This is a genomic window from Desulfobacula sp., from assembly GCF_014237455.1.
Lineage (GTDB): Bacteria > Desulfobacterota > Desulfobacteria > Desulfobacterales > Desulfobacteraceae > Desulfobacula.
Genome location: NZ_JABZFL010000082.1, coordinates 19,484 through 27,910 on the forward strand (window position 1 = coordinate 19,484; position 8,427 = coordinate 27,910).

The window sequence follows — 8,427 nt, forward strand, 5'->3', positions numbered from 1 at the left end:
ACCCCATGAGTAAAATATCATGTATTGAACTGTATCATGTCAGAATCCCTCTGGATAAACCCTTTTATCCAAGCTGGATTCCCGGATATCCGGCCATGGACAACCGGTTTGACCTTGTAAAAATCACTACCGAGGATGGGATACAAGGATATTCTGCAGGCCCTGCCATTGCTTCGGAAAGGTTGGGGCTTGGCAATTTGATTGCTCCCTATCTTCTGGGTCATGATGCTACTAATATCGATTTAATGCTTCAACGGCTCCGGGAAGTCAGCTATCTCGGTGTCCGGGCAAACTGGATTGAACCGGCATTCTGGGATATACGGGGTAAACTTGAAGACAAACCCGTATACGAACTTTTGGGTGGCCATCGGGAATCTGTCGAACTCTATGCTTCCACCGGTGAAATCAAAGATAAAGACTCAAGGGTTTTTGAGGCCCGGAAAAGATATGAAGAAGGTTTTAAAACCATAAAAATCCGTGTCCATGAATTTGATGTTGAAAAAGACATCAGCCATGTCAAGGCAGTTGTGGAGGCTGTGGGTGACAAGATGACCATTGGGGTGGATGCCAACCAGGGATGGCGGGTGACCATTATCAATGATGCCCCGTTATGGGATCTTGAACGCGCCAAATATTTTGCCGATGCCTGTGCAGACATGAATATTGCCTGGCTTGAAGAGCCCCTTCCCATGGATGATTACGAAAGCCTTTCCCAGTTGACAAAATACAGCAGAATTCCCATTGCAGGCGGTGAAATCCACACCAATGGGAAGAGTGAACTCAAATTCATGATTGAAAAAAAATGTTACGATATTTTTCAGCCGGATGCCATTATGACCGGTGGTATTCAACGTGCACTTGAAGTGGCAGACCATTGCAGAAAACATGGTTTGAAATTTACACCCCATACCTGGACAAACGGTATCGGGTTTGCTGTCAATCTTAACGTTCTGCTGGCAAGCGGGTTCAACGGCACCAAGCCTTTGGAATACCCCATTAACCCGCCTTCATGGACCATAGAAAAGCGGGACGGGATCTTGAAAAAACCTTTTATGCACGATAAAGGTATTCTTCACCCAACCTATGCGCCCGGGCTTGGATTTGAAATTGATTTGGACAAGCTTTCCAAATATGGCAAAAAATTCTTCAGCATGAATAAAAGAAACCTCATGTTTTACACCATAAAGGACAAAGGCCTGCTCACTGCGCTGAAACTCAATTCAAACAAAAAAAAATATGGGGTGGATGCCCGGAAAAAAGATTAAAGATTTCGAGCCAGATCCCTGATATCTTCAAAAAGGGTGAGATGATTTTCCATCTCACCCTTTTCATCCATACCCCTGTAGCAGAGCGATGTTTCGTATTTAATATCTGCCGCATCAAAAAAATACCTGGCTGTCAAGTTCAGGCCGTCAAAAAGATCTTTCCCATGGGTAGCGCCTGATGCCAGAAGCACTCCCTTTCGTTTGCGGCCCTTAAATTCATCCATCTTCAGCCTGTATTTTCGTGACCACATCACCTGAATCCGGTCAATCAAAGCCTTTAGCACTGCCGGAAACGCATAAAAATAGACTGGTGAGCTGATGACGACAATATCGGCCTTTATCATTGCCGGGAGAAAAATATGGGTAAAATCATCCTCAAAGATACACACCCCTTTTGTTTCACAATTACCGCATCCTATACAGGGATTGATCTTGAGTTTAACAGCATTCAACGCCTGGGTGTCATATCCCCTGGCTTTCATTTCTTCCATGAAACAAGACATAAGATACTGAGAATTCCCCTTATGGCGCGGACTGCCGTTTATGCCAAGAACCCGCATAGTCGATTACTCCACAATGCCCAATAGTTCGACTTCAAAAATCAGGGTGGAACCCGGTTTTATGATAGATCCGGCGCCTCTGTCACCATATGCCAGATCCGGTGGAATATATAATTCCCACTTTGATCCCACCTTCATCATCTGCAAGGCCTCAATCCAACCCTGGATCACACCGCCCACCTGGAATGTTGCCGGTTTGCCCCTTTGATAGGAAGAGTCAAACACTGTTTCGTCAATGAGTGTGCCTTTATAATGACATTCTACCGTATCCGCTGCCTTTGGCAAAGGACCGTCGCCCTCTGTAATAATTTTATATTGAAGCCCGGACGGCAAGGTTACAACACCCTCCTTTTGCTTATTTTCCTCTAAAAACTTGGTTCCTTTTTCCCTGTTTCCTTTGGATTCCATTTTAATCCTCTCTATCTGTTTCTGCCTTGCCAGCCGCTGATAAGATATCAGGGCCTGTTTCAGCTTTTCTTCCGTCAGTTTGGACTGCTTTTCATGGCTGTCCTTTGCCCCCATAATAAAAAACTCGGGGTCAAGTTCAAAATTTTCTCTTAATTTATCAAAAATATCATATCCAAGCGCATAACTGATCTGCTTTTCAAGATCAGCTTTTTCAATAGATTGTTCTTTCTCTTCAGTTGCAAAACATTGAATATTGAAAAAAAACAGAATGATCAGAACCAGAAAACAGCTTTTATACTTTTGCATTAAGGTCTCCTTAAATTTTCTAAAATTAAATTAATATACCCTGCTATGAGTAACAAAAAGATCAAAAATTTGCAATGGTCGTACCGACTTAAAACAGGACGATCGCATCAAAAAATATAAATTCTAAATGATTTTATTAATTCTTTTCGGCTTTTTAAATCCTTGATTACTATTAAATGCTGTTGTTTAAAAATTAGCAAAATAAAATCAATAATTTATTTTTAATACAAAAATGTAATATAATTTAATCGATATTATAACAGAAATGTAATATAATTTTATTTTATTTTGAAGACCTATTTATATATTTAATTAATAAAACTCTTAAATTTCAAATGGTTAAATTGATTTTGGGGATTTGGGGGACGCTTTGGCACACATATTGTAATATTTAAAATTAAATTCAAACGTGTTCTTGTTTGAGATAGGGAACCTTTAAAAGTAAAATATGAAAGGGAAAAAAATGAAGAAAATCGAAGCGATCATTAAACCGTTCAAGCTTGATGAACTCAAGGAGGCGATGGCCGGGATTGGTGTCCAGGGAATGACCATCTCTGAAGTAAAAGGGTTTGGGCGTCAGAAAGGACATAAGGAAGTATACCGTGGTGCCGACTATGAGGTGGACTTTGTCCCAAAGGTCAAAATTGAGATTGTCGTCGATGCAGACATTGCAGACAAGGTTGTTAAGGCTATCACAAAGAGTGTCAAGACTGGCAAAATTGGAGATGGTAAAATATTTATTATGCCGCTTGAGGCTGTTTGTCGAATTCGAACAGGTGAAACCGGTAAGAACGCCATTTAGGAAAGGATATGGAAGTGTATAAATCAAACAACAAAGAGGTTACAATGAATAGATCAACCGTTAACAAGATAATCTTGCCCATTTTGATGACCGTGATAGCTTTGCCGGGAGTGGCTTTGGCCGGTGATGGTGCAGCCGAGGTAACCGGGGCTGTTGCTACTTATGTTACCAATAATACCTGGATGCTGGTTGCTACTTTTCTGGTCTTTATCATGCATCTTGGGTTTGCCAGCCTGGAGGCTGGTTTGACTCGGTCTAAAAACACAATCAACATTCTCTTTAAGAATACAGCAATTATTGCCATTGGCCTATTAACCTATGCTGCGATCGGTTTCAACCTGATGTATCCTGGTGATTTTTCCATAGGAGAATTTTTCGGCTTCTCCGGCTTCGGTATCGGTGTAAGCTCTGAAAACATGATGGTGGCGGGTGATGATGGTGTGGGCATCTACACCTATTGGACCGACTTCATCTTTCAGGCGATGTTCGCTGCTACCGCAGCAACCGTAGTTTCCGGTGCCGTGGCCGAGCGCATCAAACTGCACAGTTTTTTAATCTTCTCTACAATCTATGTCGCCTTGGTATATCCTTGGGTTGGTAGCTGGAAATGGGGCGGTGGATGGTTGGATGCTAAGGGTTTCTATGATTTTGCCGGTTCCACCCTGGTCCACTCCGTAGGTGGCTGGGCAGCCTTGGCAGGAGTATTGCTTCTTGGACCTCGCCTTGGTAAATATGTCAATAATAACATCAAACCTATCATGGGACACAATATACCCTTGGCAGCAATCGGAGTCTTTCTGCTCTGGCTCGGTTGGTTCGGATTCAATGGAGGTTCTGTGCTCTCTGCCGATCCAGCTGCTGTATCCTTTGTTTTTGTGACAACCTCTTTGGCTGCTGCTGCCGGTATTGTGGGCGCAATGGCCCTCTCTTGGATCCTACAGAAGAAACCTGATCTTACCATGGTCCTTAACGGCGCTCTGGCCGGTTTAGTTGGTATTACTGCTGGTGCTGACGTGGTAAGCGTAATGAGCGCAGTTGCCATCGGTTTTATTGCCGGCCTGCTGGTAGTAATTTTTGTAATGGGCTTTGACCGCATGAAAATTGACGATCCTGTGGGTGCGATCTCTGTGCACCTTGTCTGCGGTATCTGGGGCACTCTGGCCGTTGGTATCTTCAGCGCTGATCATTCCTTCTCGACCCAGTTCATAGGTGTTGTCGCCTACGGTATAACCTGCTTTGTTGCAGCCTATGCTATCTTTTTTGTCCTCAAAGTAACCTTGGGTATCAGGGTTGATAAAGAAGAAGAGATAGGCGGTCTCGATGTCGGAGAACACGGCATGACGGCATATGCTGATTTTGAAATAAGAAGTGGTATCTAACTGAAATAAGCACTCAGCTCAATATGTTGAACTCATATTGATCGGTAATTTGTCGAATTTGACTCCTGGCAGATAATAATACCATTAGTCAACAGGGAAAATATTGTAGGAGATTACAAAGCAACCTCAATAGTTTCAGGCTAAAAAAATGTTTATTAGTCGAGCCTCTTGCAGATAAAACGTATTTTCAAATCTTGGTCTGTATATTGTGGATTAGAAATTATGTTCGTACAATTTATTGTATAGCCCCTTGCAGAAAGAATGGTTCTGCAAGGGGCTCAGTCGATTTAAATTTGGATTGGGTAAAATTAATTAATTGGCAAATCTTTAAATGCCTAAAAATTTTTGGCGAAGCCTCTCGAAATGGTTTACGAGCTGAGCTCTTCTAATGGTTCCGAATTCATTTGAATTCCCGGAAGCAAAGTATCCTATAAGTTTTTCCAGTTCTCTTTTAACGGCATCGACTTCATCGGGCCACCCGTTTTTTAACATGACCGAAAACCAGAGACGAAATGTCTGTGAATACAATTTGTCGGAAACATCTGCCAGCACAGGGTTGCCGGCTGCATCATGTATGACTTCTCTTAGAGCGGTATCAATTTTTGCCAGTGCTTTTGGATCTTTTTTGTCTAGAATGTCCTCACAACTGTCATACAGTTCTTTAAGCTTAACCTGATGTGTAGAAGAAAATTGGCTTTCTGCAATACCTGCCTCAAAAGATTCGATGTTAAATCTGACCATATAAACATTCATCGCCCGACTGAATTCGATTTCAGTGACCATACTTCCTGTTCTGGGGATTACCCTTACAAAATGCTCCCATTCAAGGTGATTGAGCACATCCTTTATTGGCGATCGGCTTACGCCGAATTCCTGAGCCAGTTTTTTTTCATTCAAAATTTGACCAGGCTCATATTCCAGATATAAAATTCGTTCCCGTATTGTTTGATAAACCGCTTCTTTCATCCCATTCCCTTCATTTTTTTTTATTAAAACCACTGATATTTGATATAAATTCTCTTGCTGTTATCCTAACCTCTTATCAAATTCAAGCCTTTTCAGGCAAACAGTTTATATTCAATATTCTCAAAATCTTTTTTAATTCCAAAAAAACTTCTTGACAGTATGATATGATCACTGATATGTCAATAAATATATTAATGAAATGTTTAAGAAACTTTACTGACGCTTCATTGGTGTTTGCAGGAGGAGACCATGACCGTATTAACCGTTAGCAGACCAAAACAGGCCTGGTATGGTGAATCTATCGGCATTCTGATACTGGATGCTTCCTATCCTTGCATCCCTGGTAATGTCGGCAATGCCAGCACTTTTCCTTTTCCGGTCAGGTACGAAAAAGTGGAAGGTGCTTCAATCGATCGGCTGCTCAACCAACAGGACCCGGAACTTGCACTTCCTTTTATAGATGCAGCGCAGCGATTGTATAACGACGGGGTTCGGGCAATTACCGGTGCCTGCGGCTTTATGGCCCTGTTCCAGCAGGAGGTCGCACAAAGCCTTGATATCCCTGTTTTTCTTTCCAGTCTTCTACAGATACCGTTTATCCACCAGATAACCGGCAAAAAAGTAGGAATTATCACTGCCAATGCCACCTGTCTTCAACCCAAACATTTTACATCAACAGGCATCAACGATGATATTCCAATAGTGATTGCCGGCATGGAAAATCAACCGGAATTCAGGGATGCCATTCTTTATGAGAAAGGAAGCCTTGATTCCCGGAAAATTGAACAAGAGGTGGTGACGGTGGTTGAAATCCTGCTGAAGCAAAATCCGGACATCGGCAGCATTCTTCTTGAATGCAGCGACCTTCCTCCCTATGCCCATGCCATTCAGGCAGCAGTCGGCATACCGGTATTTGATTTTATTACCATGATCAATTACGTACATACAACGCTTGTGCGAGCCCCTTTTTCAGGTTTCATGTAAGCGTTATGAATAAAGGAAAAAAATATGGATAACAGAGCATTAAGCCATGGATTGTGGGATAAAACCGCACCAGACAGGCCTTCTTTTGAATCGGTTCGGGGAGAAAAAGTAACGGATGTAGCGATTATCGGCGGCGGATATTCCGGGCTGTCAGCGGCCTTGCACTTGTCCCAGGAGGGCACACAAACAATTCTGCTGGAGGCCAGAGATATCGGATTCGGCGGGGCAGGGCGCAATGTCGGCCTGGTCAACGCCGGGCTCTGGCTCATGCCGAGCGATGTTATTTCCGAACTTGGAAATGAGATAGGAGAAGAACTGATTCGTGTGCTGGGCAAATCACCGGATCTTGTTTTTGATCTGATTAAAAAACACAATATTGAGTGCGAAGCAGTCAGGGCAGGAACACTTCACTGCGCCCACTCCCGTGGCGGGTACAAAGCACTGCAGCAAAGAGAGGCCCAGTGGCAGGACCGCGGTGCGCCCGTGAAGCTTTTTAACCGGGAAGAAGCCACCCCGCTTATCGGCAGCAAAAAATTCCACGGTGCGCTGCTGGATAAAAGAGCCGGTACGATACAGCCGCTGGCCTATGCTTACGGGCTTTCCAGGGCAGCCAAAGATGCCGGTGCAAACATTTATACCAATTCTCCTGTTCTTTCATATAAAAGAGATAAAACCTGCTGGCAATTAACGACACCAAATGGAAGTGTGAAAGCTAAGGCTGTTATCCTGGCGGTTCAAGGATATGCGGAACGCGCTTTTAAAAAGATGGGAAAAAACCTGGTTCCCTTCAATTATTTCCAATTTGCCACCCAGCCTTTACCTGAATCCGTCCTTAAAACCATCCTGCCCGGGAAACAGGGAGCCTGGGATACTGCCCTAGTCCTGTCATCATACCGCCTCGACGATGCCGGGCGCTTGATTGTCGGCAGTGTGGGCCAGGTGGACAACATGGCCTTTAATCTTCATAAAAAATGGGTGGAAAGAAGCATTGCAAAGGTATTTCCTCAAATTGGCAGCGTTTCGCTGGAACATGCATGGTACGGTCGTATAGCCATGACCTTAAACCATATCCCCCGATTTCATATCCTGGGACCGGATTTTATAACGGTAACGAGCTACAATGGCAGGGGTATCGGACCGGGCAGCGTCTTCGGCAAACTCATGGCCGAATACATCAAAACCGGCTCAACCGCCGGTATTCCGCTGCCGGTATCCAAACCCGAAAAAGTACCTATGAGAGGATTTCGCGGACTTTTTTACGAAGCCGGAGCACGGATGTACCATTTGGCACAGCGGCGTACCGGCTTGTTTTAAATCCCAAGACTTTGGCAAGAATTAAAAGGAGGTGAGGCCACGATATAAGTTTAATATTAAGTACGAAATTTATACACAAGAACTTTTTATAAGGAGGAACAAATGAAAATTCGTCGTATGTTTACCCGGGGTCTGATGGTCGCGCTGATTGGCGCTTTTTTGGTAGTTGCTTTTACTCTGCCGGCATTCTCTAAAACCTATAAATGGCAACCCTCATCCTGGCTACCTTCCGGAATCAGTTGGGACACCATCGCATATATGTCCGACTATGTTAAAAAAATGTCCAACGGACGTATTGTCATGAAACCCAGTGCCCCCGGGGCAATCGTCCCAGTGGCGGAACAATTGGATGCCGTGGGTATGGGTGTCATGCAGGCTACTTTTATCTGGCCTGGATATTTCCCCGGACAACTTCCGGTTTCCTTTACCCATGGGGACTGCAT

General features: G+C 43.8%; 8 protein-coding genes and 1 pseudogene. 6 read left to right on the forward strand and 3 right to left on the reverse strand.

The genetic code is table 11. The features are described from left to right. Positions 1 to 5 precede the first annotated feature (5 nt). A complete protein-coding gene (locus tag HGJ91_RS12115) occupies positions 6 to 1,265 on the forward strand; it encodes a mandelate racemase/muconate lactonizing enzyme family protein (protein WP_291348023.1) in 1,260 nt (419 codons plus the stop codon). Here HGJ91_RS12115 and HGJ91_RS12120 read toward each other — a convergent pair. Both HGJ91_RS12120 and HGJ91_RS12125 read right to left on the reverse strand, forming a co-directional pair. Continuing rightward, positions 1,262 to 1,825 (reverse strand): flavodoxin family protein, encoded by a 564-nt coding sequence (locus tag HGJ91_RS12120; protein ID WP_291348024.1) that lies wholly within the window; start codon positions 1,823 to 1,825, stop codon positions 1,262 to 1,264. The two genes, HGJ91_RS12115 and HGJ91_RS12120, sit on opposite strands and share 4 nt — an antisense overlap. A 6-nt stretch (positions 1,826 to 1,831) precedes the next feature. Continuing rightward, the gene (locus tag HGJ91_RS12125) at positions 1,832 to 2,539 is read right to left on the reverse strand and encodes an FKBP-type peptidyl-prolyl cis-trans isomerase (RefSeq protein WP_291348025.1); all 708 of its coding nucleotides are present in this window, start codon (positions 2,537 to 2,539) and stop codon (positions 1,832 to 1,834) included. A 463-nt stretch (positions 2,540 to 3,002) separates the two neighbouring features. Here HGJ91_RS12125 and HGJ91_RS12130 point away from each other — a divergent pair, with 463 nt between their 5' ends. Next, complete coding sequence (locus HGJ91_RS12130) at positions 3,003 to 3,341, forward strand: P-II family nitrogen regulator (RefSeq protein ID WP_291348026.1); 339 nt, start codon at positions 3,003 to 3,005, stop codon at positions 3,339 to 3,341. Positions 3,342 to 3,349: 8 nt separating this feature from the next. Continuing rightward, entirely contained in the window at positions 3,350 to 4,720 is a 1,371-nt protein-coding gene (locus HGJ91_RS12135; protein ID WP_291348027.1) for an ammonium transporter, read from the forward strand. Positions 4,721 to 5,047: 327 nt separating this feature from the next. On the opposite strand, the gene HGJ91_RS12140 is transcribed toward HGJ91_RS12135, so the two are convergent. Continuing rightward, the gene (locus HGJ91_RS12140; RefSeq protein ID WP_291348028.1) at positions 5,048 to 5,686 is read right to left on the reverse strand and encodes a GntR family transcriptional regulator; all 639 of its coding nucleotides are present in this window, start codon (positions 5,684 to 5,686) and stop codon (positions 5,048 to 5,050) included. Between the two features lie 249 nt (positions 5,687 to 5,935). On the opposite strand from HGJ91_RS12140, the gene HGJ91_RS12145 reads away from it, so the two are divergent. The 3 genes and pseudogenes from HGJ91_RS12145 to HGJ91_RS12155 all read left to right on the forward strand — a co-directional run. Beyond that, complete coding sequence (locus tag HGJ91_RS12145) at positions 5,936 to 6,670, forward strand: aspartate/glutamate racemase family protein (protein WP_291348029.1); 735 nt, start codon at positions 5,936 to 5,938, stop codon at positions 6,668 to 6,670. A 24-nt stretch (positions 6,671 to 6,694) separates the two neighbouring features. Further along, positions 6,695 to 7,984 carry an FAD-binding oxidoreductase gene (locus tag HGJ91_RS12150; RefSeq protein WP_291348030.1) on the forward strand — a complete coding sequence of 430 codons (1,290 nt, stop codon included), beginning with the start codon at positions 6,695 to 6,697 and terminating at the stop codon, positions 7,982 to 7,984. 102 nt (positions 7,985 to 8,086) lie between these two features. Further along, positions 8,087 to 8,427 (forward strand): annotated as a pseudogene (locus HGJ91_RS12155) (hypothetical protein); the annotation flags it as partial.